At 71.0% G+C, this 23,357-nt stretch carries 24 protein-coding genes and 1 tRNA gene; 20 read left to right on the top strand and 5 right to left on the bottom strand.

The features are described from left to right. Window positions 1-33: 33 nt before the first annotated feature. Window positions 34-435 (bottom strand): phage holin family protein, encoded by a 402-nt coding sequence (locus C0010_RS11615; RefSeq protein ID WP_105567252.1) that lies wholly within the window; start codon window positions 433-435, stop codon window positions 34-36. An 81-nt stretch (window positions 436-516) separates the two neighbouring features. On the opposite strand from C0010_RS11615, the gene C0010_RS11610 reads away from it, so the two are divergent. The 4 genes from C0010_RS11610 to C0010_RS11595 all read left to right on the top strand — a co-directional run bounded on the left by C0010_RS11610 (window position 517) and on the right by C0010_RS11595 (window position 5,150). Continuing rightward, window positions 517-1,581 (top strand): histidinol-phosphate transaminase, encoded by a 1,065-nt coding sequence (locus tag C0010_RS11610; RefSeq protein ID WP_105567251.1) that lies wholly within the window; start codon window positions 517-519, stop codon window positions 1,579-1,581. 126 nt (window positions 1,582-1,707) lie between these two features. Further along, entirely contained in the window at window positions 1,708-2,853 is a 1,146-nt protein-coding gene (gene pdhA / locus C0010_RS11605; RefSeq protein ID WP_105567250.1) for a pyruvate dehydrogenase (acetyl-transferring) E1 component subunit alpha, read from the top strand. A 20-nt stretch (window positions 2,854-2,873) separates the two neighbouring features. Beyond that, on the top strand, window positions 2,874-3,839 hold the full coding sequence (locus C0010_RS11600; RefSeq protein WP_105567328.1) for an alpha-ketoacid dehydrogenase subunit beta: 966 nt from the start codon (window positions 2,874-2,876) through the stop codon (window positions 3,837-3,839). Between the two features lie 12 nt (window positions 3,840-3,851). Continuing rightward, window positions 3,852-5,150 carry a dihydrolipoamide acetyltransferase family protein gene (locus tag C0010_RS11595; RefSeq protein ID WP_105567249.1) on the top strand — a complete coding sequence of 433 codons (1,299 nt, stop codon included), beginning with the start codon at window positions 3,852-3,854 and terminating at the stop codon, window positions 5,148-5,150. Between the two features lie 105 nt (window positions 5,151-5,255). Here the strand turns inward: C0010_RS11595 and C0010_RS11590 are convergent, their stop codons facing one another. Continuing rightward, entirely contained in the window at window positions 5,256-6,233 is a 978-nt protein-coding gene (locus tag C0010_RS11590; RefSeq protein ID WP_105567248.1) for a Gfo/Idh/MocA family protein, read from the bottom strand. 127 nt (window positions 6,234-6,360) lie between these two features. Further along, window positions 6,361-7,377, bottom strand: a complete 1,017-nt coding sequence (locus tag C0010_RS11585; RefSeq protein ID WP_105567247.1) for a GTP-binding protein — start codon at window positions 7,375-7,377, stop codon at window positions 6,361-6,363. 114 nt (window positions 7,378-7,491) lie between these two features. Here C0010_RS11585 and ykgO point away from each other — a divergent pair, with 114 nt between their 5' ends. The 13 genes from ykgO to C0010_RS11520 all read left to right on the top strand — a co-directional run bounded on the left by ykgO (window position 7,492) and on the right by C0010_RS11520 (window position 18,003). After that, window positions 7,492-7,614 carry a type B 50S ribosomal protein L36 gene (gene ykgO / locus C0010_RS11580; protein WP_105567245.1) on the top strand — a complete coding sequence of 41 codons (123 nt, stop codon included), beginning with the start codon at window positions 7,492-7,494 and terminating at the stop codon, window positions 7,612-7,614. A gap of 85 nt (window positions 7,615-7,699) precedes the next feature. Beyond that, window positions 7,700-8,776: a metal ABC transporter solute-binding protein, Zn/Mn family gene (locus C0010_RS11575; RefSeq protein WP_105567327.1), complete on the top strand. Its 1,077-nt coding sequence runs from the start codon at window positions 7,700-7,702 to the stop codon at window positions 8,774-8,776. A gap of 80 nt (window positions 8,777-8,856) precedes the next feature. Continuing rightward, window positions 8,857-9,687 (top strand): metal ABC transporter ATP-binding protein, encoded by an 831-nt coding sequence (locus C0010_RS11570; protein WP_105567244.1) that lies wholly within the window; start codon window positions 8,857-8,859, stop codon window positions 9,685-9,687. Continuing rightward, window positions 9,687-10,592, top strand: a complete 906-nt coding sequence (locus C0010_RS11565) for a metal ABC transporter permease (RefSeq protein ID WP_105567243.1) — start codon at window positions 9,687-9,689, stop codon at window positions 10,590-10,592. Before C0010_RS11570 ends, C0010_RS11565 begins: the two co-directional genes overlap by 1 nt. Before the next feature lie 155 nt (window positions 10,593-10,747). Continuing rightward, the gene (locus C0010_RS11560; protein WP_105567242.1) at window positions 10,748-11,155 is read left to right on the top strand and encodes a Fur family transcriptional regulator; all 408 of its coding nucleotides are present in this window, start codon (window positions 10,748-10,750) and stop codon (window positions 11,153-11,155) included. A 7-nt stretch (window positions 11,156-11,162) separates the two neighbouring features. Continuing rightward, the gene (locus C0010_RS11555; protein WP_232531927.1) at window positions 11,163-12,167 is read left to right on the top strand and encodes a permease; all 1,005 of its coding nucleotides are present in this window, start codon (window positions 11,163-11,165) and stop codon (window positions 12,165-12,167) included. Then, window positions 12,160-12,924 (top strand): TIGR03943 family putative permease subunit, encoded by a 765-nt coding sequence (locus C0010_RS11550; protein WP_232531926.1) that lies wholly within the window; start codon window positions 12,160-12,162, stop codon window positions 12,922-12,924. The genes C0010_RS11555 and C0010_RS11550 overlap by 8 nt, the downstream gene beginning before the upstream one ends. Next, window positions 12,914-14,347 carry an Ig-like domain-containing domain gene (locus C0010_RS11545; RefSeq protein ID WP_105567241.1) on the top strand — a complete coding sequence of 478 codons (1,434 nt, stop codon included), beginning with the start codon at window positions 12,914-12,916 and terminating at the stop codon, window positions 14,345-14,347. The genes C0010_RS11550 and C0010_RS11545 overlap by 11 nt, the downstream gene beginning before the upstream one ends. 164 nt (window positions 14,348-14,511) lie before the next feature. Next, window positions 14,512-14,748, top strand: coding sequence for a 50S ribosomal protein L28 (gene rpmB / locus C0010_RS11540; RefSeq protein ID WP_105567240.1), 237 nt, complete (start codon window positions 14,512-14,514; stop codon window positions 14,746-14,748). After that, a complete protein-coding gene (gene rpmG, locus C0010_RS11535) occupies window positions 14,748-14,918 on the top strand; it encodes a 50S ribosomal protein L33 (RefSeq protein ID WP_087053762.1) in 171 nt (56 codons plus the stop codon). The genes rpmB and rpmG overlap by 1 nt, the downstream gene beginning before the upstream one ends. A gap of 2 nt (window positions 14,919-14,920) precedes the next feature. Continuing rightward, entirely contained in the window at window positions 14,921-15,226 is a 306-nt protein-coding gene (gene rpsN / locus C0010_RS11530) for a 30S ribosomal protein S14 (RefSeq protein WP_105567239.1), read from the top strand. 279 nt (window positions 15,227-15,505) lie between these two features. Next, window positions 15,506-15,793 carry an HU family DNA-binding protein gene (locus C0010_RS11525; RefSeq protein WP_105567238.1) on the top strand — a complete coding sequence of 96 codons (288 nt, stop codon included), beginning with the start codon at window positions 15,506-15,508 and terminating at the stop codon, window positions 15,791-15,793. A gap of 230 nt (window positions 15,794-16,023) precedes the next feature. Beyond that, complete coding sequence (locus tag C0010_RS11520) at window positions 16,024-18,003, top strand: cytochrome c oxidase assembly protein (protein ID WP_105567237.1); 1,980 nt, start codon at window positions 16,024-16,026, stop codon at window positions 18,001-18,003. Between the two features lie 113 nt (window positions 18,004-18,116). Here the strand turns inward: C0010_RS11520 and C0010_RS11515 are convergent, their stop codons facing one another. Continuing rightward, window positions 18,117-19,199 carry a hypothetical protein gene (locus C0010_RS11515; protein ID WP_105567236.1) on the bottom strand — a complete coding sequence of 361 codons (1,083 nt, stop codon included), beginning with the start codon at window positions 19,197-19,199 and terminating at the stop codon, window positions 18,117-18,119. A 97-nt stretch (window positions 19,200-19,296) separates the two neighbouring features. Between C0010_RS11515 and C0010_RS11510 the strand changes: the two genes are divergently transcribed. Beyond that, complete coding sequence (locus C0010_RS11510) at window positions 19,297-20,670, top strand: ATP-dependent DNA helicase (RefSeq protein WP_105567235.1); 1,374 nt, start codon at window positions 19,297-19,299, stop codon at window positions 20,668-20,670. 83 nt (window positions 20,671-20,753) lie between these two features. Then, complete coding sequence (locus C0010_RS11505; RefSeq protein WP_105567234.1) at window positions 20,754-22,013, top strand: serine hydrolase domain-containing protein; 1,260 nt, start codon at window positions 20,754-20,756, stop codon at window positions 22,011-22,013. A 35-nt stretch (window positions 22,014-22,048) separates the two neighbouring features. Here C0010_RS11505 and C0010_RS11500 read toward each other — a convergent pair. After that, window positions 22,049-22,122 (bottom strand) — tRNA-Gly (locus tag C0010_RS11500). Window positions 22,123-22,226: 104 nt separating this feature from the next. On the opposite strand from C0010_RS11500, the gene C0010_RS11495 reads away from it, so the two are divergent. Then, entirely contained in the window at window positions 22,227-23,342 is a 1,116-nt protein-coding gene (locus C0010_RS11495) for a hypothetical protein (RefSeq protein WP_105567233.1), read from the top strand. The last annotated feature ends 15 nt before the right edge of the window (window positions 23,343-23,357 follow it).

Genomic DNA, 23,357 nt, shown 5'->3' with positions numbered 1-23,357 from the left:
GCGGGCAGCGCGCCCGCCCGGCGCAGCCATCGCTCAGTCGCGCGACTTCTTGCGCTGCGGCCTCACGATCGCCCCGAAGATCGCGGTGATGATCGAGATGACGATGGCCGCCAGGATGGCCGTCCAGAAGTTGTCGACCTCCAGGCCCCAGTGGAAGCTGCTCGTCAGCACGCCCGTGAGCCACAGCAGGAACCCGTTCACGATGAAGCTGATCAGCCCGAGGGTGAGCAGGTACAGCGGGAACGCGACGACCCGGATGACGGTGCCGACAACCGCGTTCACGATTCCGAAGATGGCGGCCACCACCAGCAGGGTGAGGGCGGTCATCAGCGGGCCGCCGTCGCCGAACGGCCGCACGGAGACCTCGAAGAAGGAGAACAGGGTCACGACCCAGAGCGCGAAGCCTGTGACGATGATGCGGATGACGAAGCCCATGCAGACAATGTCGCACGCCGGCGCGTCCCGCGCATCCTGCGGATTGCCAGCCGGCGCCGCACCGGTCGTACGCTTGTCTGCGTGACCGAGCCCCGCCTTCCCCGCCTCCGCCCCGAGATCGAGCAGCTCCCGCCCTACCGGCAGGGCCGACCGGCCGACCCCAGCGGATTCAAGCTCTCGAGCAACGAGAACCCCTTCGGGCCCCTGCCCGGCGTCGTCGACGCGATGCAGCGGGCGACGGCGATCAACCGGTACCCCGACGCGACCGCCGGCCGGCTGCGCGCGGCGCTCGCCGAGAAGTACGGCGTCACGAGCGAGCAGGTGCTGGCGGGCGCCGGCAGCGTGTCGCTCATCGCGGCGCTGATCGGGGCCGCCGCCGGAGCCGGCGACGAGGTCGTCTATTCGTGGCGCTCCTTCGAGGCCTACCCCGGTCTCACCCTCGTCGCGGGCGCCCGCAGCGTGCAGGTGCCGAACCTGCCCGACGGTCGCCACGACCTCGACGCGATGGCGGCCGCCGTCACCGACCGCACCCGCGTCATCCTGCTCTGCACCCCGAACAACCCGACGGGCCCCGTCATCACGGCCGCCGAGTTCGAGGCGTTCGCCGACCGCGTGCCCGGCGACGTGCTGATCCTCCTCGACGAGGCCTACGCCGAGTTCGTGTCGGCACCCGACGCCGTCGACGGCCTCGCCGCGCGCGTGCACGAGGCGCGCCCCAACGTCGTCGTGCTGCGCACCTTCTCGAAGGCGTACGGCCTCGCGGCCCTCCGCATCGGCTACGCGATCGGCCACGAGCACGTGCTCGACTCCGCGCGCGCGACCGTCATCCCGCTCTCGGTCACGGCGCAGGCCGAGGCCGCCGCACTCGCGAGCCTGGAGCAGGAGGCCGAGCTGCTCGAGCGCGTCGCGGTCATCGTCGACCGGCGCGACCGGCTCGTGGCGGGCCTCCGCGATGCCGGGTGGCCGGTTCCGGATGCCCACGGCAACTTCGTCTGGCTCGGGACGGACGACCCCGCCGACGCCGCGGCATTCGATGCGGCCGGCCTGATCGTGCGAGTGTTCCCCGACGGCATCCGGATCTCGGTGGGCGAGGAGGAGTCGCTGCCGCGCGTTCTCGAGGTCGCCCGCGCCCTGCGCGCCGCCTGAGCGGGCATATGCCGCGAGCGGCATGCGCCCGACCGCATACGACTGTGGGGTTCGCGCACGGAGCGGGAAATGCATTGTCGAGGATGTCACACCGCGCTTCCGGCCGCACCGGCATAGCGTGGAGTGGTGACTTCGGCGGATGAGAACACCGGGCAGGACGACGCGCTCGTCCGCGTGCTCGACGCGAACGGACGGTTCGCACCCACGGAACAGGCAGAGCGGTACCTGCCTCTGATCGAGGCGATCGGTGACGCCGAGCTCGAGCAGTTCTACCGCGACATGGTCGTGGTGCGGGCATTCGACGAGCAGGCGACGAACCTGCAGCGCCAGGGCCAACTCGCGCTCTGGCCGCCGTCGCGCGGTCAGGAGGCGGCACAGGTCGGCTCCGTGCGCGCCGCGCGGCCGCAGGACACGCTGTTCCCCTCCTATCGCGAGCACGTCGTCGCGACGAGCCGCGGCGTCGACCCGCTCGGCATCATCAAGGTGATGCGCGGGGTCAGCCATGGCGGCTGGGACCCGACGGACCCCGCGAACGGGAACGTGCGTCCCTACACGCTCGTGCTCGGCTCGCAGACGCTGCACGCGACGGGCTACGCGATGGCGAAGAACTTCGACGGCGTCACCGGCACCGGCAACCCCGAGACCGACGAGGCCGTCATGGTCTACTACGGCGACGGCGCATCGAGCCAGGGCGACGTGCACGAGGCCATGGTGTTCGCCGCGAGCTACCGGACGCCGCAGGTGTTCTTCCTCCAGAACAACCAATGGGCCATCTCGGTGCCCGTCTCCACGCAGTCGCGCGTGCCCCTCGCACACCGCGCCGCCGGCTACGGCATGGAGGGCATCCGGATCGACGGCAACGACGTGCTCGCCAGCTACGCCGTCACGCGCGCGGCGCTCGACGAGGCCCGCTCGGGCGGCGGGCCCCGCGCGATCGAGGCCGTGACCTACCGCCTCGGTGCGCACACCACGAGCGACGACCCGACGAAGTACCGCACGAAGGACGAGGAGGAGTCGTGGATCGCGCGCGACCCCATCGCCCGAATGCGCGCCTACCTGCTCTCGCGCGGTGCCGGTGACGAGTTCTTCGCCGCCGTCGACCAGGAGGCCGCGGCGTACGCCGACGATATCCGCACCCGCACCGTCGAGCTCGGCTCGCCCGCTCGGGAGCTGATGTTCCAGCACGTGTACTCGGAGCCGCATCCGGTGATGGCCGAGCAGGCGCGCTGGCTCGCAGACTACGAGGCTTCGTTCGAGGAGGCAGACGCGTGAGCGCGATCGAATCCGGCCCCATGCCGCTCGGCAAGGCCCTGAACGCCGGCCTGCGCCAGGCGATGCTCGACGACGACAAGGTCCTCATGATGGGCGAGGACATCGGCCCGCTGGGCGGCGTCTTCCGCGTCACGGAGGGGCTGCACGCCGAGTTCGGTCCGAACCGCGTGCTCGACACGCCTCTCGCCGAGTCGGGCATCGTCGGCACCGCGATCGGCCTCGCGATGGGCGGCTACCGCCCCGTCATCGAGATCCAGTTCGACGGCTTCGTGTTCCCGGCGTTCGACCAGATCACGACCCAGCTGGCCAAGCTCACCAACCGGCTCGACGGCGCCGTGAAGATGCCCATCGTCATTCGGATCCCCTACGGCGGCCACATCGGCGCCGTCGAGCACCACCAGGAGAGCCCCGAGGCCTACTTCGCGCACACGCCGGGCCTGCGGGTCGTGAGCCCCTCGACGCCGAACGACGCCTACTGGATGATCCAGGACGCGATTCGCTCGGACGACCCCGTGATCTTCCTCGAGCCGAAGGCGCGGTACTGGCCGAAGGGCGAGGTCGACGTCACGGAGCGCGCGCTTGACCTGCACGCCAGCCGCGTCGTGCGCCGCGGCACCGACGTCACGCTCGTCGGCCACGGCGCGATGGTCTCCACGCTGCTGCAGGCGGCCGCGATCGCCGAGGGCGAGGGCATCCACTGCGAGGTCGTCGACGTGCGCTCGCTGTCACCCGTCGACTACGGGCCCATCGTCGACTCGGTGCGCTCGACGGGCCGCATGGTCTACGCGCAGGAGGCCCCGGGGAACGTCAGCGTCGGCAGCGAGATCGCCGCGACCGTGACGGAGCGCGCGTTCTACTCGCTCGAGGCGCCGGTGCTGCGCGTCTCCGGCTTCGACACGCCCTTCCCGCCCGCCAAGCTCGAGGGCGCCTACCTGCCCGACGCCGATCGCGTGCTCGAAGCGGTCGACCGCGCACTGGCCTACTGAGAGAATCGGCACATGCAGACCTACAACCTTCCGGATGTCGGCGAAGGGCTGACCGAGGCCGAGATCGTGCAGTGGCACGTGAAGCCGGGCGACGCCGTGGCCGTGAACGACGTGGTCGCCGAGATCGAGACGGCCAAGTCGCTCGTCGAGCTGCCGTCGCCGTACGCCGGCACCGTGGGTGAGCTGCTCGTCGCGGAGGGCGACACGGTCGACGTGGGCACGCCGATCCTCACGGTCGCGGGGGCCGACGAGGCGCCGGCAGGCGAGAAGGCCCCGGATGCCGCAGCGGCCGACGATGCCGGCTCCGGTTCCGTGCTGGTCGGCTACGGCTCGGGCGGCGACGCCACCACCCGCCGCCGCAAGCAGAAGCGCGAAGCGCCCGTCGCCTCGACCGTCGGGGTCGTGGCGAAGCCGCCGGTGCGCAAGCTCGCGCGCGACCTGGGCGTCGACCTCAAGGACGTGAACGCGACGGGCCCGGCCGGCGAGGTCACGCGCGACGACGTCGTGAAGCACGCCGACCAGGCGAAGGTGTTCCGCAACATCGAGACCCCCGCGTGGCCGGCCGAGCGCGAGCGCTCGATCCCCGTGGCATCCGGCTCGCCCGCCGACGACCGGTACGAATCGATCCCCGTCAAGGGCGTGCGCAAGGCCACGGCATCCGGTGTCGTGAAGTCGGCGTACACGGCGCCGCACGTGTCGGTGTGGACCGACGTCGATGCGAGCCGCACGATGGAGTTCGTGAAGCGGCTGAAGGCCCAGCCCCAGTTCGCCGACGTGCGCGTCTCGCCGCTGCTCGTGTTCGCGAAGGCGCTGATCTGGGCCGTGCAGCGCACTCCCGAGGTGAACTCGGCATGGGTCGAGACCGAGTCGGGGGCCGAGATCCAGGTGCGCGGCTACGTCAACCTCGGCATCGCGGCGGCGACGCCCCGCGGCCTCATCGTGCCGAACATCAAGGACGCGCACCAGCTCAGCCTCCGCGAGCTCGCGGTCGCGCTGCAGGAGCTCACCCTCACGGCCCGCGAGGGCAAGAGCACGCCGGCCGACCAGCAGGGCGGCACCATCACGATCACGAACATCGGTGTGTTCGGGATGGACGCGGGCACCCCGATCATCAACGCGGGCGAGGCCGGTATCGTCGCGATGGGCGCCATCCGCCAGAAGCCCTGGGTCGTCGACGGCGAGGTGCGCCCCGCCTGGGTGACGACGGTCTCTGGCTCGTTCGACCACCGCATCGTCGACGGCGACAAGATCAGCCGCTTCCTGGCCGACATCGCCGCCGTGCTCGAGGAGCCGGCGCTCCTGCTCGACTGACGCCCCACCGCTCAGGTGCGACCAAGGGTGGGTTTTACGACCTGACACCCGCAACAGGTCGCACGTGAACGGCCGAGCTTGGTGGGCGCTCGCCGTCGCGCGGCGCTACTCCCCGGGGTATGCGAGCCCGATCTGGGCGCGGATCTCGTCGAGCGTGCCCATGATCTCGACGGTCTCGTCGATCGTGAGCTCGGCGGGGGAGGAGGCTCCCTCCGCGACCGCTCGCTCGGCGGCGATCGCCTGCATCTGCATGCCGCGGCCGTCGATGCGCTCCTCGAAGCGCTCGAGCACCGTGCCGTCGGTCGCCGTCACCGTGAACGTCGCCTGCGCGAGCCAGTAGCTCTCGATGTCGATGCGCGCCGTCGTGCCCAGGATGTGCGCCGTGTTCAGGCCGGCCGCGCGCGAGGTCGAGACGCTCGTCGAGATCGCGCCCGATTCGTGCGACATCACGACGGCGACGTCGGTGTCGGCGCCCGTCTCGGCGAACCGCGCCGTCGCCTGCACCGACGTCGGGCGGCCCGCGAAGTCCCACGCGAACGACACGGGGTAGACGCCGAGATCGAGCAGCGCCCCGCCCCCGAGGGCGAGGTCGTTGAGGCGATGGGCCGGGTCGGTCGGGAGGGCCTGCGCGTGCGTGGCCGTCAGCATCCGCATGTCGCCGAGCGTGCCCGCGTCGACGATCTCGTGCGCGCGGCGCATGTGCGGCAGGTAGCGCGTCCACATCGCCTCCATGGCGACGAGCCCGCGCTCCGCGGCGAGGGCGCGCAGCCGCTCGGCCTCGCCGCGGTTGACCGTGAAGGCTTTCTCGACGAGCACGTGCTTGCCCGCCTCGAGGGCGAGGGTCGCGGCCTCGACATGCTGCGGGTGGGGCGTCGCGACGTAGACGATGTCGACCGTCGGGTCGTCCACGAGCGCTTCGTAGGAGCCGTGCGCATGCGGGGCGCCGAACTCCGCGGCGAAGCGATCGGCCGATTCCTGCCGGCGCGAGCCGGCGGCCGCGATGCGCAGCCCCGCCGTGTTCAGGTCGCTCGCGAAGGCGCGCGCGATGCCGCCTGTGGCCAGGATTCCCCATCCGAGACTCATGCGGCGAGCCTAGCGGGCGCCCCGAGGGGCGGGGTTCGCCGGCCGGAGCGAGCGCCGCATCCGGGCTGCCGCTCGCGGCGTCGGCGGGCGCCGACCTCGCGCGCACCGGTGTCGATCCGTCCGGCGCCTAGGCGCCCGCTTCGCTCCAGGCGGGGAAAGGGTCGGCGTACGCACCCCACGCGGAGGGGCCGGCGGCGAGCTCGGCATCGCTCAGGCAGGCGTCGTCCAGGGCGCGGGTGAGCGCCGGAACGTCGATGTCGAGGCCGATGAGCGCGATGTCGACGCCCGCCGTGAGCAGCTCGTCGTCGTCCCCGAGCTCGTCGTCCGTGCCGACGGGCGGCAGCGAGAACATGCTGCCCACGTGCTCCCAGTGCGCTGTCGCGCCGGGGCGCGTCGCGAGGCGGCAGAAGCCGGCGGAGCGCAGCACCACGCCGAACGCCTCTCCTTCGAGGTCCCCATCGAGGAGCCGCCTCAGTCGCCCCGGGTGGAACGGCCGCTCCGCCTGGTAGCGCATCGATCGCACGCGCGGGTCGGTCATGTGGGGGTCGTGGTCGTCGTTGAGCACGGCGATCCATCCGGGGCGGTCCTGCACCGGCGTGAGGGGAGCGGGCCCCTCCGGGGCGGTGACGGGTGCCGGATGCAGGCGCAGGCGGGCCCTCGGGCCGAGCGCGCTGAGCAGCGCCATCGCGGTCGACAGCTCCGGCGTCGACAGCGGCTCCCAGCCGGCGAGCACGACCGTCGTGGCGTACTCGATCTGCGCGGCGGTCACGAGCGCCCGCGAGCGGTGCACGAGGCCGACGGGAGCCGACTGCAGCACGTAGTCCTCACGGCGGAGGTCGTCGACGAGGTGCATGGCATCGACGACGCAGATCAGGCCGGTCAGCCGTGCGGCCGCATCCGGAGCGGCGAACGCGCCGATGATCGCGGTCGGCATCGTGGCTGTGGGGAACTCGATGACGGCCCCGCGGTCGCCGCTCCAGGGTGCGAGGGCGAGGGCCTCGTCGACCGGGTCGGGCGACAGCGCGACCCTGGCGGCCGTGTGCAGGGTCCGGTCGGTCCGGGTGGCGAAGTGCGAGGCGTAGGCGGCGCGCTCGTGCGCGCACGTCCCGACGACGGCGATGACGTCTGCGGCTGCGGGGTCCATGGGTATCCGTTCCGAATAGGCGGTCTTCTACGTTAGACTATTGATAACCATTATCGTTAATTTGGGCGCTCGGGGGCGACAGCCCTCCGGATCGACCGCCCGAGAGGAGTCGTCATGAAGGTTCGCGCGTCGATCAAGTCGCTCAAGAATCAGCCGGGTGCACAGGTCGTGCGGAGGCGCGGAAGGGTCTACGTCATCAACAAGCAGAACCCGCGTTTCAAGGGGCGCCAGGGCTGACGGCGAGTCCCGTCAAGAGCGGGCCGCGGACCCGCTCCCAGGCATGATTAAGAGAACGATTATCGATAGGCATATGATGGGCACCATGAACCGACGCACACTCCCCGCTCTCTCGCTCGTCGCCGTGGCCGGCCTCGCTCTCGCCGGCTGTGCCGCATCCGGCGACGATGCCGGCGCGGCGGAGGGCGGCTCGGTCTCGGTCGTCGCGTCGACGAGCGTCTACGCCGACCTCGCCTCGAGCGTCTTCGGCGACGCGGCCGACGTCACGGCGATCGTGGACTCGCCGTCGGTCGACCCGCACGAGTACGAGGCGACTGCGCAGGACCAGCTCGCCGTCACCGAGGCCGACCTCGCGATCTTCAACGGCGGCGGCTACGACGCCTACATGGAGCAGCTCGTCGAGGCGGGCGAGGTCGAGCACTCGGTCATGGCGGTCGAGTACAACCACGACTATCCGGATGCCGAGGTCGACGGGCACGAGCACTCCGACGAAGAGGCCGATGCCGACGATCACGCGGAGGGCGAGGCCGAGCACGACCACGCCGAAGACGAGGGCGATGGCCACACCGAGGCCGAGCACGCCGACGAAACCGAGCATGACCATGCCGAAGGCGAGGACGGCCACAACCACGTCGAGGGCTTCAACGAGCACGTCTGGTACGACCCGCACACGATGATCCACGTCGTCGAGGCGATCGCCGACGAGGCCTCGGAGCTGATCCCGGATGAGGCGGACGCCTTCGCGCAGAACGCGGCCGACCTGACCGAGCGGCTCGAGGGCCTCGAGGCCGGTCTCGCCGACATCGAGGCCGACCACGCCGGCGCGACCGTCGCGTTCACCGAGCCGGTCGGCGGCTACCTCACGACGGCCGCGGGGCTCGAGGACGTCACGGCCGAGGGCTTCGCCGAGGCCGTCGAGCACGGCCAGGAGGTCGCGCCCGCGACGCTCCTCGAGGCGACGACCGCGCTCGAGGGCGGCGAGGTCGACGTGTTCGTCGTGAACCCGCAGACCGCCGGTCCCGAGACCGACGCCGTCGTCGAGGCGGCCGAGACAGGCGGCGTCCCGATCGTCGAGTTCACCGAGACGATCCCGGACGGCGACGACTACGTCACTTGGATGCAGGCCAACGTCGACGCGCTCGCCGCGGCGCTCGGCGAGTAGCCCCGTCGCACCGAGCGGGCCCGGCCGGCTGGTCGGGCCCGCTGAAAACTGTTCTCAGACGCAGAGTTAGAATCGTTCTCATGCCCCAGTCCTCCCCTGTCCTCGACGTGCGCGGAGCGGGGCTGAGCCTCAGGGGCCGCGAGCTCTGGGGCGGGCTCGACCTGCAGGTGCAGCCGGGGGAGTTCATCGCCGTGCTCGGCCCGTCCGGCTCGGGCAAGACCACGCTGCTGCGCGCGATCCTGGGCCTGCAGGGCCTCAGCGAGGGCGAGATTCGGGTGTCGGGCTCCCCCGTACGCCGCGGCAACCCCCGTGTCGGCTACGTGCCGCAGCAGCGCCCGTTCGAGCTCGAGACGAGCATGCGCGGCCGCGACCTGGTCGCTCTCGGCCTCGATGGGGCGCGCTTCGGCCTGCCGATCCCGCGCCGCGGCAGCCGCAAACGGGTCGACGAACTGCTCGAGGCGGTCGGTGCGTCCGGCTACGCCGATAACCCGGTCGGCCGCCTCTCGGGCGGTGAGCAGCAGCGGCTCCGCATCGGGCAGGCGCTCGCCGATTCGCCCGACCTGCTCCTCTGCGACGAGCCGCTGTCGAGCCTCGACCTCGCCAACCAGCGCGCCGTGACGAACATCATCAACCGCGAACGCTCCGAGCGCGGCGCCGCCGTGATGTTCGTCACGCACGATGTGAACCCGATCCTCGACCACGTCGATCGCATCCTCTACATCGCGGGCGGGCGCTTCACGCTCGGCACTCCGAAGGAGGTGCTGCGCAGCGACGTGCTCACAGACCTGTACGGCGCCCCGGTCTTCGTCATGCAGGCGGGCGACCGCCTGGTGGTCGTCGGGGTTCCGGATGCCGATGCGCACCACGATCACGAGTTCGCGGCCGAGCACAACCACGGGGAGGCGGCGTGATGCCCCGGCTCGTGCCCTCGCTCGAATGGAGCGACGTCCTGTCGTTCGAGAACTACGGCGCGCTGCTGCAGCTCGTCTCGAACGCGATCATCGCGGCCGGTGTGCTCGGCATCGTCGGCGGCCTGATCGGCGTCTTCATCATGCAGCGCGACATGGCGTTCGCAGTGCACGGCGTCAGCGAGCTCTCGTTCGCGGGCGCCGCGATCGCCCTTCTCGCGGGCGCCTCGGTCGTCGCCGGCTCCCTCGTCGGCGCCGTCGCGGCGGCGATGATCATCGGCCTGCTCGGCTCGAAGGCGCGCGACCGCAACTCCATCGTCGGCGTGCTGATGCCGTTCGGCCTGGGCATCGGCATCCTCTGCCTGTCGCTCTACGACGGCCGCAGCGCCAACCGCTTCAGCCTGCTCACCGGCCAGATCGTGTCGGTCACAACCCCCGATCTCGGCTGGCTGATCGGCATCTCCGTGATCGTGCTCGTCGCGCTCGTGCTCGTCTGGAACCCGCTGCGCTTCGACTCGCTCGACCCCGCGTCGGCGGCCGCCCGCGGCGTGCCGTCGACGGCGATCAGCCTGGTCTTCATGCTGCTGATGGGCCTCGTCGTGGCGGTCGCGGTCCACATCATCGGCGCGCTGCTCGTGATGGCGCTGCTGGTCACCCCGGCGGCGGCCGCCATGAAGGTCGCGCACGGCCCGCTCTCGGTGCCCCTGCTCTCGGCGCTGTTCGGCTTCGTCTCGGCGGTTGGCGGCATCATGCTCGCGATCGCGGGCACCCTGCCGGTGAGCCCGTACATCACGACGATCTCGTTCCTCATCTACGTCGTCTGCCGGCTGATCGCCTGGCAGCGCGGCCGCGCCATCCGGAAGCGCCACGCGCACATCCCGCACACGGAGGCGGTGGCCCTCCCGTGACCGCCGTGGCCGGATGCACCGCCCCGAGATTAGGCAGATTCCCCGAGACTAGGCAGATTCCGTGCGATTCGGCCTAGGGCCGGGTAACTCCCCTACGCCCGAGCGCGGCCACGCGCTCTGACCCGGGTCTGAGGTTCACGGCCTAAACTCCTGTCATGGCTCAGCAGCGGAACACCTGGCAGCGCGAGCGGGTGCGCGAGGCGCTCGACGACGCCGAAGGCTTCGTGAGTGCGCAGTCCCTGCACCAGTCGCTGCGCGACGCCGACACCGGCATCGGGCTGGCGACCGTGTACCGCACCCTCGCGGGCATGACCGCCAGCGGCGAGGCCGACTCGCTGCAGAGCCCGGAGGGCGAGGCTCTGTACCGCGCGTGCGCCTCGAGCGGGCACCACCACCACCTGATCTGCCGCTCGTGCGGCACGGCCGTCGAGATCGAGGCCAGGGCCGTCGAGAGGTGGGCGCGCGACACGGCCGCCGAGCACGGCTTCACCGACGCGGAGCACGTCATCGACATCTTCGGCCTGTGCGCGGCCTGCACGGCCGAGCGCGCCGCAACAGCGTGAGGCGCCCGTGACGCGGGTCGCCGAGCACCGCTCCGGCCTGCGGTGGCCGCGCGCCGCCATCGGGGCCGCCGCCGTCGCGGCGCTGTGCGCCGTCGCGCTCTTCGCGCCTGGGCTGTACAGCGCACCGCTGCCGACCCGGATGCAGGACGCGCTGACGCTGTCGATGAGCGTCCTGATCGAGGCGCTCCCGTTCGTCCTGCTCGGCGTCGTGCTCTCGATCGCGGTGCAGGTGTGGGTGCCGGTCGGCGTGATCGAGCGCATCCTGCCGCGCGCCGCCTGGGCGCGCCGCGCCGTGCTCTCGCTCGTGGGGATGTTCGTGCCGGTCTGCGAGTGCGGCAACGTGCCGTTCGCCCGCGGCCTGATGATGCGCGGCGTCGGCCCGGCGGACACGCTCGCGTTCCTCGTCGCGGCGCCCATCGTCAACCCGATCGTGATCATTACGACGCACCAGGCGTTCGGCTTCGACGACGGCATCCTCGTCGCGCGCCTCGTCGGCGGCTACCTGATCGCCAACCTCGTCTCCTGGCTCTACAGCCGCCACCCCGACCCCGGCTCGCTGCTGACGGAGCGCTTCGCCCTGGCGTGCGAGACGGCGTCTCACGCCGGTGGGTCGAAGGCCTCCCGCTCGCTCGCGCAGTTCGTCGTCGAGCTGCGCGCCGTGATGCCGGCGCTCGTGATCGGTTCGGCCCTCGCCGGGGCCGTGCAGGTGCTCGTGCCGCGCGACGCGCTCGTCGCGATCGGGGCCAACCCGCTCCTGTCGATCGTCGCGATGGTGCTGCTCGCCCTCACAGTCGCGATCTGCTCGAACGTCGACGCGTTCTTCGCGCTGTCGTTCGCCGCGACGTTCTCGCCCGGTTCGATCGTCGCGTTCCTCCTCGTCGGCCCCATCGTCGACGTGAAGATGATGGCCCTGCTGCGCACGACGTTCACGACGCGCGTGATCGCGGGCATCAGCGTCGTCGTGATCCTCTCGGCGGTCGCGATCGGGCTGGGGGTGAACCTCTTTGTCTGAGCGAGCGAAGCTCATCGGCGCCCGCTGGCTCGGCGTCGGCCTCACCTCGGCCCTGGCGGTGCTCACGCTGGTCCTCGTCGCCACCGACCAGTTCTCCCTCTACGTCAACCCGGCCCAGGAGCCGTTCGCGGTGGTCCTCGCGGTCATCGCCCTCGTCGGGGCCGCCGCGTCGTTCGCGCTGCCGCTCGGGGCCGAGGCCGATCACGGCCACGAGCATCCGGATGATCATGATCATGCGGGCACCGACACGCGCCGCGGCCGAGCGGCCGCCGCCGGGGCCGCCGTCGCCGGGGGAGCGATCGCCTCCGCGGTCGTCGCGGCCGCCGTGCTGCTGCCGCCGACCTCGCTCTCGGTCCAGCTCGCGCAGGAGCGCGACACGGGCACCGCCCCGCTGTTCTCCGGGGCCGACGAGGTCGTGTTCGCGGCGTCGGTCGACACGTCGCAGTTCGGCGTCGGGGGCTGGGCCGCCGCCTTCGCCCGCTCGACGACACCGGAGACCTTCGACGGCGCCCCCGTCGACCTCACGGGCTTCATCGCGCCCGGCGACGACGGCGCCCGCCTCGGCCGCCTCGTCATCACGCACTGCGTGATCGACGCGCAGCCGGCGTACGTGCCGCTCGAGGCCGACGACGTACCGGCTGAGGGGCAGTGGGTCGAGATCACGGGCCACGTCAGCCAGGCCTCGGGCGGCGACCTCGTCGTCACGCCCGACGAGATCACCCCGATCGCCGAGCCGGACGACCCGTATGAGTACTGATCACACGCGTCGCGCCGCGCGCCTGCGCCGGGCCCGCCGCCGCTACGCGCTCGGGTTCGCGGGCGCCGTCGCCGCGCTCGCCGCGCTCGTCGTCGCCGGCTCAGCGGTCTCGCTGACGCGGGGGCCGCACATCAGCGCTGTCACGGTCGACCCACAGGCGGCGACCGAGTCCGCCGGAAGCCGCGTGATCCTGCGGGCGAACCAATCGCTCGGCGAGATCGACCCCGATTCAGTCGAGGTCGAACCCGCCGCGCCGTTCTCGGTCGATGCGGCCGGCCGCGAGATCGGTGTGCGCTTCACGGCGCCGCTCGACGACGACACGGAGTACCGGATCACGGTGCCCGGCGTCTCCGCGGCCGGCGGCTCCGGACCGGCGTCGACGCTCGAGGCGAGCTTCCGCACGCCGCCGGTGAGCGTGCTCGCGCTCGAGCGCCGCGACGGCGACGACGTCGTCTACCGCGCGGGCCTCGGCGGGAAGCGGGAGAGGGTGTTCTCCGCTCCGGAGATCGTCGACTTCCGGGCCGTTACGGGCACGATCGTCGTCTCGGTGCGCGAGGAGGACGGCACGACCTCCCTCATCCGGATCAATGAGGACGGCTCCGGCGCGGAGCGCTTCGCCCTGCCGGGGGACGGGGTGGTGGGGAACCTGCAGATCTCGGAGCGCGGTGGTCGCATCGGGTACACCTACACGGACCTGCCCGCCTCGCCGGGGGAGGCGCCCGAGCGCGAGTCGCAGCTGTTCACGGCGACCCTGCGTGCGCCGGGCGATGAGCCGACGCCCGTGCTGGTCGCCGGTGAGGCGCCGAGCATCGGCGCGTGGCAGTTCGTGCCCGACGCGTCGGCCGTGCTCCTGATCGACTTCACAGGGGAGCTGCTTCTCGTCGAGCCCGGCTCCGACGCGGAACCGGGCATCCTCGACTCCGCGATCGACATCGAGGCCGTCGCGCGCGGCACGTACACCGCGATCGTGCGGCGCCCGGACGGGGTCGTGTGGATCGACCTGGAGACGGGAGACGAGGAGGCGCTCGCCCCCGCGGACGACGAACCGGGCCCCCTGCAGTCGGTGCTGCCGATGCCGACGGGCTCGGGGGGCGTCGACACCGTGCGGCAGTATGCGGTGATGGGCGACGGCACGGCCCCCACCGGGCAGGACATCGCCTTCGTCGAGGCCGACGGAACCGCCCGCGAGATCGCGCACGTCTCGCTCCCGGATGCCCTGCTGCAGACGTGCCTGTCGCCGAGCGGGCGCTACGTGGCGGCGACAGTCGCACCCGACCTCGCTTCGAACCCGTACGACGACCTGCCGGTGCCCGTGCCGACCGGCGTCGAGACGCGGGTCTACGAGGTCGCGACGGGCGAGGGCGTCGCGACGCTGCCCGGCTTCGACGTCTCGTGGTGCAGCGCCGCTCCTTCGATTGGCTAGACACGCCCGGGCGTGCTAACATCGTCGTTTGTCTGCGTGCGCTTCCTGCGCGCAGTACGCACCTCCCCATTCGGACACAGCCCGCTCGCGGGCCGGATGACGGTCGTGCAGGCAAGAGATCTTGGGTGGTCCCGTCCGGGGCCACGGTATTGAAGGAGAGAATCATGGCAGCTGTGTGCCAGGTGACCGGCGCCGTTCCCGGCTTCGGTCACAACGTCTCGCACTCGCAGCGGAAGACGAAGCGCCGCTTCGACCCCAATGTGCAGAAGAAGACGTACTACGTTCCGTCGCTGGGCCGCAAGGTCACGCTCAACGTGTCGGCCAAGGGCATCAAGGTCATTGACGCCCGTGGCATCGACTCGGTTGTGAAGGGCCTGATCGCGAAGGGTGTGAAGCTCTAATGGCCAAGAAGGCACAGGACATCCGTCCGATCATCAAGATGCGTTCGACCGCGGGCACGGGCTACACGTACGTGACCAAGAAGAACCGTCGCAACAACCCCGACCGCCTCGTGCTGAAGAAGTACGACCCGGTCGTCCGCAAGCACGTCGAGTTCCGCGAGGAGCGTTAAGCATGGCCAAGAAGAGCAAGATCGCGCGCAACGAGCAGCGCAAGGTGATCGTCGCCCGTTACGCCGAGAAGCGTCTCGAGCTGAAGAAGACCCTCGTGAACCCGAACGCTTCGGAGGAGGAGCGCGAGGCCGCTCGCGTGGGCCTGCAGAAGCTGCCCCGCAACGCTTCGCCCGTGCGCGTCCGTTCGCGCGACGTCATCGACGGCCGCCCCCGCGGTGTGCTGACGAAGTTCGGCATCTCGCGCGTTCGCTTCCGCGACATGGCTCACCGCGGTGAGCTCCCCGGCGTGACGAAGTCGAGCTGGTAAGACTCCGAGCGGGCTCCGCAGGAGCCGGCTGACGCGAAGGGCCGGGCACCGATTCATACGGCGCCCGGCCCTTCGTCGTATCCGCACGCGGGGTGTCACACGCGTCACAATCGCCACATCCGGGGCGACACGCCGCACGAAAACGGCCGAATCGATCGATAATCCGCGGAATTACGCGGGCAATTGGTACTGTCGGACCGGTCGCACAGACCGACCGGGGGTAACCGCCCCCGGCTCGAAACACCACATCTGCGGCGCCGATAGCCGCTGGAGGATGACATGGCCGACAAGTCCATCAACAAGACCGAGCTCGTTGCGAGCATCGCCAGCGCCACCGGCCAGAGCCAGGCCGCTGTCTCGGGCGTTCTCGACGCCTTCTTCTCGACCGTCTCGGAGTCGGTCGCCAAGGGCGCGAAGGTTTCGATCCCCGGCTGGATCGCCTTCGAGCAGGTCGACACCGCCGCCCGAACGGGCCGCAACCCGCAGACCGGCGCCGAGATCAAGATCCCGGCCGGCAAGCGCGTCAAGGTGACCGCTGGATCGAAGCTCAAGGCTGCCGTCAAGTAAGCGCAAGCCCAGCGAACGGGACCCCGCCGGCCGGCGGGGTCCCGTTCGTGCGTCGAGCGCGTTCGGTGCGTGCACGCACTCGTGCACGCCGCCGTCGCAGAATTCGCGTCACACACCCGGGCGACAATGCATCGTCTGTCACCGCGACGGCATCTTCCGCCCCGGCTGTGGCAAGCGTCGTGCGCCGGCGACCCGGGAACCTCGCAGGGGCGCCCGCCTAGGCTGGGCGGGTGAATCCGCGCACGCTGCGGGCCGTCGGGCCGACGCTCCTCGTTGTCGCCGCCTTCCTCGTCGCCGCCTGGGCCCTCGTCTTCGGCGGTGCCGTCGACGCGACCGAGCTCGCTGATGCCGGCGCCGGCGTCCGCTGGGGCCTGCCGCTGGCGAAGCTGGTCGTCAATCTCGCGGCCGCCGCGATGCTCGGTTCGCTCGTGCTCGCGCTGTTCGCGCTGCGGCAGGGGGAGCGCGAGTGGGAGATCGCGCTCGACACCGCGTCGATCGGCGCCGCCGTCTTCACGATCGCCGCCGGCGCCGTCACGTTCCTGACCTTCCTCGACACCTTCACGCCGGAGGTGAGCGCCAGCGCCGAGTTCGGCTCGCAGTTCGGCCGCTACCTCACCGAGCTCGAGCTCGGGCGCGCCTGGCTGATCACGACGATCGCCGGCGCCGTGCTGACTGTGCTCGCGTTCGCGGTGCGCGGTTGGATCCCCACCGCCGTGACCGCCGCGCTGGCGGGCGCCGCGCTGATCCCGATGGCCACGCAGGGCCACTCGGGGGACCTCGCCGACCACAACATCGTCGTCACGGCGCTCGCGATCCACATCATCGGCGCCGCCGTCTGGGTCGGCGGCCTCCTGCTCGTCGTGATCGTGCGCCCGCAGCTCGCGTCCGACACCCGGACCGATCGGGTCGTACCGGTGCTCGAACGCTACTCGTCGATCGCGCTCGCGGCGTTCGTGCTCGTCGCCTTCTCGGGCATCCTGCGCTCCTTCGCCTCGATCGCCCGCATCGACCAGCTGTTCACGACGACGTACGGGCTGATCCTGCTCGTGAAGATCGTCGCGCTGGTCGGCATGGGCGCCCTCGGCGCGTGGTACCGGATGCGGCTGATCGCGACCGAGCGGAACGGCGCGTTCTGGCTGATGGTCACGCTCGAGCTCGCGCTGATGGGGGCCGCCTCGGGCGCTGCGGCCGCCCTCGCGCGATCCGTGCCTCCCGTCGACCAGGAGCCGCCGCCGCTGCAGACCCCGGCGGAGATCCTCACCGACTCCCCGCTGCCGCCGGAGCTGACCCCCGTGCGCCTGTTCACCGAGTGGGAGATCGACCCGCTGTGGCTCACGGTGGGCGTGCTCGGCATCTTCTTCTACCTCGCGGGCGTCCGACGGCTGCGCGGCCGCGGCGACGCGTGGCCTGTGTACCGCACCGCGCTGTGGGTGCTCGGCATGCTCGCACTGATCTGGGTGACCAACGGCGCGCTGAACGCCTACGGCCACTACCTCTTCAGCGCGCACATGCTGCTGCACATGCTGCTCGCGATGGCGATCCCACTGCTGCTCGTGCCCGGCGCCCCCGTGACGCTCGCGGCCAGGGCCATCCGGAAGCGCGAGGACGGCTCCCGCGGCGGCCGCGAGTGGATCCTCTGGGTCGTGCACAACCCGCTCGCCAAGGTGCTCACGCACCCGCTCGTCGCGGCAGGCATCTTCGTCGGCTCGCTGTGGCTGTTCTACTTCTCCGGCCTGTTCCGGTGGGCGCTGTACGACCACATCGGCCACGAGTGGATGGTCGCCCACTTCCTCATCTCCGGCTACCTGTTCGTGCTGTCGCTGACCGGCATCGACCCCGTCCCGTATCGGATGCCGCACGCCGGGCGCCTCGTGACGCTGATCGTGACGATGGCGATGCACGCCTTCTTCGGCATCGCGATCATGAGCCAGTCGGGCCTGATGGTCGCCGAGTGGTTCGGATCGATGGGCCGCACGTGGGGCGCGACGCCGCTGGAGGATCAGTACGTCGGCGGAGGCATCGCCTGGTCGATCGGCGAGATCCCCACCGTCATCACGGCGATCATCGTCGCGATCCAGTGGAGCAGGAGCGACGAGAAGAAGCAGAAGCGCCGCGACCGGCACGCCGACCGCACGGGAGACGCGGAGCTCGACGCCTACAACGTGCGATTGGCGAAGATCGCCGCCCGAGACGCCCGCCGAGGCGAGTGATCACCCCGCCCCGCAGCCTTCATATGACGCGCATCACCGTTCTCACGCGGGGAAAGCGTCATCTGCGTCATGCGAACGGCGCCGGCTCGCTCGGCTGAACCGATCGGACGCGCTCACCGCAGGAGCGGGGCGCCGATCTGGATGCGGGCGGAGCCGTCCTCCAGCAGCTCGACCGTTCCGTCGATCTGGAACGGCACGTCCTCCGACACGTGGCTGATGGAACCGTCGAAGTACGACTGCTCGTCGAGCTCGATGTGGGCGACGCCCTCGGCCGGTTCGATGCGCCACCAGGCGCCGTCAGGCACGAGCTCGATCTCGGGGTACGACGTGATCGACCACTCCGGCTCGGTGCCAGGGGCGATGAGGTTGTCGATGCTGTAGCCGTAAGGGCAGTCCTCGGGGAGCAGCACGTTGCGCGAGCCGCACTCCTGGCTCAGCCACGAGGCGGCCTCGTCCTCGATGACCTGCTGGAACTCCTCGCTCGGCCCGGCCGCGATCTCCGCCGCGTTCGCGCTCAGCGGTTCCGTGACGGCAACGGTGACGGGGTCGGCGACGGTCGTGGCGGTGTCGACGGCGACGTCGTACGACATGGGGGCGAACGCAAGCATTGCGATCGCGTCGCCGGGTTCGGCCTCGAGGCCGGCCGCGGAGACCTGACGTTTGTCGACCTCGAAGCCGTTCGCCTGGAACCGCCACGAGCCGTGCACGTCGACGTTGAGGACGGCGAGCGGGCTCTCGGCGAAGCGCCAGGTCGGCACGAGGCCGTGCCATCCGGTGCGCTCGACGAGGAAGGTGGTCTCGTGCTCCGCGTCATCCAGCCGATAGGCGAGCGTCACGGCGACGGCGCCGTCGCCCGCGGGCTCCTCGGAGACGGACCGCACATCGGTCGGGCCTTCCGCGAGGGCGGCCGATCGCAGCAGGGCGTCGTGCGCGAACGCGGGCAGGTCGGCCTGCTCGAGCACGTCGGCGTTGATGCCGACGCCGTCGGTCATCAGCGCGTCCGCGGCTCTGCCGTCGGTCAGCAGCTGCACGTACCGCTCGGCGAAGGCCGTCGGCCCCCAGAACTGGCGGTACAGCGACGCGAGCCCGGCGCCGATCGCAGCCACGAGGAGGGCGCCGATGACGACGAAGCCCACGATCTCGACCGCGCGGGGGCGGCGCGCCCCGACACGGGAGGGTGCGGTCGCCGGCTGCATGCCGCCAGTTTAGGGAGCGGGCGTGCGTAACCCCTGGGCAGGCCATCGGAGGAAGCCGAATCGTGACGCCCGCGCGCGCGACCGATAGGCTTTCCGGATGACCGCTCCCGCCCTGTCGGCGGAGCAGGAGAGCCTGTTCCGCCTGATCGAAGACACCAGGGAGCACGTCTTCATCACGGGCCGCGCCGGGACGGGCAAATCGACGCTGCTGCGCCACCTCACCTGGCACACGAGCAAGCAGATCGCCATCTGCGCGCCGACGGGCGTCGCCGCACTCAATGTCGAGGGCCAGACGATCCACTCGCTCTTCCGGCTCCCCGTCGGCCTGATCGCCGACAGCGACCTCGAGCAGAACGACGCGACGCGCAAGCTCCTGAACGCGATCGACACCGTCGTGATCGACGAGATCTCGATGGTCAACGCCGACCTGATGGACGGCATCGACCGTGCACTCCGGCAGGCGCGCGGGCGCCGCGCCGAGCCGTTCGGCGGCGTCCAGATCGTGATGTTCGGAGACCCGTACCAGCTGGCACCGGTGCCGCCGCGCGGCGACGAGCGCCGGTACATCGACGACCACTACCGCTCGTTCTGGTTCTTCGACGCGCACGTGTGGGCGGGCCATGAGGCAGAGGAAGGCGTGCTCGACGTGGGGCGGCACGGCGCCGACCTGCACATCCGGGAGCTCACCCACATCCATCGGCAGTCGGATGACGGCTTCAAGACGATGCTGAACGCCGTGCGATACGGGCGCGTGACGAAGGAGATCGCCGACGCGCTGAACGGCGCGGGCGCGCGCACGCCGCCCGACGACCCGAAGGACCCGATCATCACGCTCGCGACCCGGAACGACCGGGTGAACGCGATCAACGCCAGGCACCTCGAGCAGCTCTCGGGGCGGGAGCAGATCGCGCGTGCGGACGTCGTGGGCGACTTCGGCCGCGGCGACCAGTACCCGGCCGACGAGGAGTTGAAGCTCAAGGTCGGCGCGCAGGTCATGTTCCTGCGCAACGACACGGGCTCGGGGGGCGAGCCGCCGCGCTACGTGAACGGAACCATCGGCACGGTGAAGAAGATCGTCGGCGACGCGGTGCGCGTCGAAGCCGAGGGGGAGGAGTTCGACGTCGAACCCGTCGTGTGGGAGAAGTACCGCTACGCGTACGACCCGCACAGCCGCAAGCTCAGTCGCGAGGTCGTGGCCGAGTTCACGCAGTTCCCGCTGCGCCTCGCGTGGGCGGTCACGATCCACAAATCGCAGGGCAAGACGTACGACAGGGCGATCGTCGACCTGGGCTCCGGAGCCTTCGCGCCCGGCCAGACGTACGTCGCGCTGTCCCGGCTGACGTCGCTCGACGGGCTCTACCTGTCCCGGCCCCTGCGGCCGAGCGACATCCGGGTGGACGAGGATGTGCGCCGCTTCATGCGCGCGGTGTGGGAGACGCAGGGCGAGAACATGCGGGTCGCGACCGGATGACCGGCACCGGCCGGGCGCACTCCCAGGGTCGGGAGGCCGCGCGGCATACAATCGACGGGGTTCCAAGCGGCCAGGGGAGTGATATGCGAGGCAGGGCGACACGGCGCGGAGCGGCGGCGATCGCGGTGGTGGCGGCGCTGGGCATTGCGCTCGCCGGCTGCGGTTCGGACGATCGCGTCGAGGTGCCGGAGCACTCGACGGCGGACCTCCCGGCCGAGACGACCGACCAGGTCGACGCGGCGGTCGACCTCGCGATGCGGGCATCCGGTGCCAGCGGCGCGATCGTCGGCGTGTGGGCGCCGTGGGGCGGCGAGTACGTCGCGGGCCTCGGATCGACCGCGCACGAGGGCGGCAGCGACGTCACGCCCGACATGTCGTTCCGCATCGGCGACGTCACGCGCGCCATGACGTGCGACGTTCTCTACGGCCTCGACGACGACGGCCGGCTCAGCGCCGACGACCCGGTCACGAAGTACGTCACGACCGTCTCCGGCCTCGAGGACGTCACGCTGCAGGACCTGTGCGACAGCACGAGCGGCCTCGGCGAGAGCGGGAGCGACCTCCTGGTCAATTGGGTCCGCACGCCCGAGCGGGCGTGGGACGCGCGTGAGATCGCGGCCGTCGGCCTGAACAAGCGCTCCGGTGAGCCCGGCGAAGCGTACCGCGACTCCGACGCGGGCTACATGCTGCTCGGCGAAGCGCTGCGGCACGCGACGGGCGAAGAGCCGCGCGACCTCATCCGGGAGTACGTTGCAGAGCCGTACGGCCTGGGCAGCACGTACCTCCCGGCCTCCGGCGCGTCGACACCGGGTGACGACTACCTGCCCGGCTACCGTTCGTCCACGAAGAACGTCGAGGACGGCTGCACGGCACCCGCCGATTTCTCTGCCGCATCATCGAGCATCGGGTACACCGACTCCGGCGTCGTCTCTACGATCTCCGACCTCGGCCGGTACGGGCAGATCCTGGCGCTCGAGTCGGCGGACGACGGGCAGGGCCGATTCGACCACTCGCTCCCCGTGGACCCGGACGCGGCGACGTGGCTGACCTACGGCGGCGGGGCGTTCCAGGCGGGCCCGCTCGTGGGGCAGGCGGGCTCGACGCTGGGGTACTCGACGAGCGTGTGGTCGGACCCGACGACGGGGATGACGGTCGCGGTGGTGCTGAACAACTCCCACGACGACCGCTTCGCGACCTGGCTCGGTCGCCAGCTCGCGGCGATCGCGTCGCGCACCCCTGCGGCGGACGGCCAGCAGCAGCCGGAGATCGGCCTGCCCTGGTCGGCCGATCACTACGATTCGCTCGTCACCGACAACGCGATCTGCGACCTCGGCGACGAGTGAGGCGGGCCCTCCCGTCGGGCGGGGTGTTCCGTAAATGGAGGGGATGACGGGAATCGAACCCGCGCTGTCTGCTTGGGAAGCAGAAGTTCTACCATTGAACTACATCCCCGCGCGCATGCGTGCCCGTCGATCCTAACAGCACTGCGCGGTCGTCCGTGTCGCGCGCAGCCCTCCGTGTCTGCGGTGGAGGCCCTGCGCGGCTATGCTCGGGGCATGGCACGGGGGTCGCAGTACACGTGGGAGTACCGCTCGACTCCTGAGGGGCTGACGCGGCCGTACCTCATCCCGCCGATCGAGGACGACCCCTTCTTCCAGGCGCGCCAGACGCGCCGTTCGCGCCGCGAGCAGTCGTCCATGACGGTCCGCGGCGTCGAGCCGCACTCGACGGCGGGGCAGTCGTACGAGGCGGGGACCGCATCGATCCCGCGGACGGACGCGCAGGGCAGACCGCTCTCGGCCTCCCAGCGGCGCCAGTTGGCGCAGGCTCAGTTCCAGGCGGCCCAGGCGCAGCAGGCCTCCGCGGGGCGGAGACACCGCCCGATGAGGCCGGCGAGCCCCACGGGCGCCGCGCCGGGCGGCACGAACCCGCCCCGCCGTCGGGGCAGCGTGCTCGGGTGCCTCATCCCGCTCGTCGTCATCCTGGTCATCATCGGATCCTTCGCGAGTCCGATCATCGAGGGGATCATCGAGCGGCTGACGCCGGACGACAACAGCGGGCCGGTAACGGTCAGCGAATTCGGCGCCGAACCCTCGACCGACGAGATCATCGAGATGCTGGGCGCGGCGGACGAGCACGAGAACCGGTCGTTCGAGGCGTACGCCGTCGTCAGCGACGGCGGTGCGGACGGCGCGTACCGCGCGACGCTCTCCGGCTACGTCCCCTCGTCGCCCGAGGAGATCGAATGGGAGGCCGAGGCCGAACTCATGCTCGGCGGCGACGCGGGCGTGGCGGCCGGTGACCTGATCAGGGGCGAGTTCGTCTTCGACGGCGACCCGGACGCCTACATCCCCGAGCTCTCGGTGGGGTCGTGGGAACCCGCCGAGTTCCACGACATCACGCACGACATCGCGATCACGGAGACCGGCCGCGATGACGGTGAGATCTCGTACGACGTCGAGTTCACGAACACGGCCGACGTCGAGCGCGCGTACTCCGTCGACATCGAGATGATCCCGCCCGAGGGCAGCGCCGTCATGGAGGGCTGGGACTACGTCTCTACGGAGCCGATCCCGGCGGGCGAGGCGGTCGTCGTCCATGCGACGAGCTACATGTTCGACATCGGCGACGCGCACATCGAGTACCTGATGGGCAACCCGTACCGATACTGATCTCGGGCCCGGATA

The sequence above is a fragment of the Microbacterium halophytorum genome (assembly GCF_002970975.1).
GTDB classification, from domain to species: Bacteria; Actinomycetota; Actinomycetes; order Actinomycetales; family Microbacteriaceae; genus Microbacterium; species Microbacterium halophytorum.
Note: the sequence above shows the minus strand (reverse complement) of the source record. Positions and strands in the feature narration are given on the sequence as shown.

What these genes read in the sequence shown, in the direction of transcription:
- C0010_RS11600 (WP_105567328.1), top strand. Translation starts at nt 2,874, where the DNA reads ATGCCGCTCGGCAAGGCCCTGAACGCCGGCCTGCGCCAGGCGATGCTC.
- rpmG (WP_087053762.1), top strand. Translation starts at nt 14,748, where the DNA reads ATGGCCAAGAAGGCACAGGACATCCGTCCGATCATCAAGATGCGTTCG.
- C0010_RS11505 (WP_105567234.1), top strand. Translation starts at nt 20,754, where the DNA reads ATGCGAGGCAGGGCGACACGGCGCGGAGCGGCGGCGATCGCGGTGGTG.
- C0010_RS11595 (WP_105567249.1), top strand. Translation starts at nt 3,852, where the DNA reads ATGCAGACCTACAACCTTCCGGATGTCGGCGAAGGGCTGACCGAGGCC.
- C0010_RS11570 (WP_105567244.1), top strand. Translation starts at nt 8,857, where the DNA reads ATGCCCCAGTCCTCCCCTGTCCTCGACGTGCGCGGAGCGGGGCTGAGC.
- C0010_RS11560 (WP_105567242.1), top strand. Translation starts at nt 10,748, where the DNA reads ATGGCTCAGCAGCGGAACACCTGGCAGCGCGAGCGGGTGCGCGAGGCG.
- C0010_RS11545 (WP_105567241.1), top strand. Translation starts at nt 12,914, where the DNA reads ATGAGTACTGATCACACGCGTCGCGCCGCGCGCCTGCGCCGGGCCCGC.
- rpsN (WP_105567239.1), top strand. Translation starts at nt 14,921, where the DNA reads ATGGCCAAGAAGAGCAAGATCGCGCGCAACGAGCAGCGCAAGGTGATC.
- C0010_RS11575 (WP_105567327.1), top strand. Translation starts at nt 7,700, where the DNA reads ATGAACCGACGCACACTCCCCGCTCTCTCGCTCGTCGCCGTGGCCGGC.
- C0010_RS11510 (WP_105567235.1), top strand. Translation starts at nt 19,297, where the DNA reads ATGACCGCTCCCGCCCTGTCGGCGGAGCAGGAGAGCCTGTTCCGCCTG.
- C0010_RS11615 (WP_105567252.1), bottom strand. Translation starts at nt 435, where the DNA reads ATGGGCTTCGTCATCCGCATCATCGTCACAGGCTTCGCGCTCTGGGTC.
- C0010_RS11525 (WP_105567238.1), top strand. Translation starts at nt 15,506, where the DNA reads ATGGCCGACAAGTCCATCAACAAGACCGAGCTCGTTGCGAGCATCGCC.
- C0010_RS11590 (WP_105567248.1), bottom strand. Translation starts at nt 6,233, where the DNA reads ATGAGTCTCGGATGGGGAATCCTGGCCACAGGCGGCATCGCGCGCGCC.
- ykgO (WP_105567245.1), top strand. Translation starts at nt 7,492, where the DNA reads ATGAAGGTTCGCGCGTCGATCAAGTCGCTCAAGAATCAGCCGGGTGCA.
- C0010_RS11495 (WP_105567233.1), top strand. Translation starts at nt 22,227, where the DNA reads ATGGCACGGGGGTCGCAGTACACGTGGGAGTACCGCTCGACTCCTGAG.
- C0010_RS11585 (WP_105567247.1), bottom strand. Translation starts at nt 7,377, where the DNA reads ATGGACCCCGCAGCCGCAGACGTCATCGCCGTCGTCGGGACGTGCGCG.
- C0010_RS11515 (WP_105567236.1), bottom strand. Translation starts at nt 19,199, where the DNA reads ATGCAGCCGGCGACCGCACCCTCCCGTGTCGGGGCGCGCCGCCCCCGC.
- rpmB (WP_105567240.1), top strand. Translation starts at nt 14,512, where the DNA reads ATGGCAGCTGTGTGCCAGGTGACCGGCGCCGTTCCCGGCTTCGGTCAC.
- C0010_RS11565 (WP_105567243.1), top strand. Translation starts at nt 9,687, where the DNA reads ATGCCCCGGCTCGTGCCCTCGCTCGAATGGAGCGACGTCCTGTCGTTC.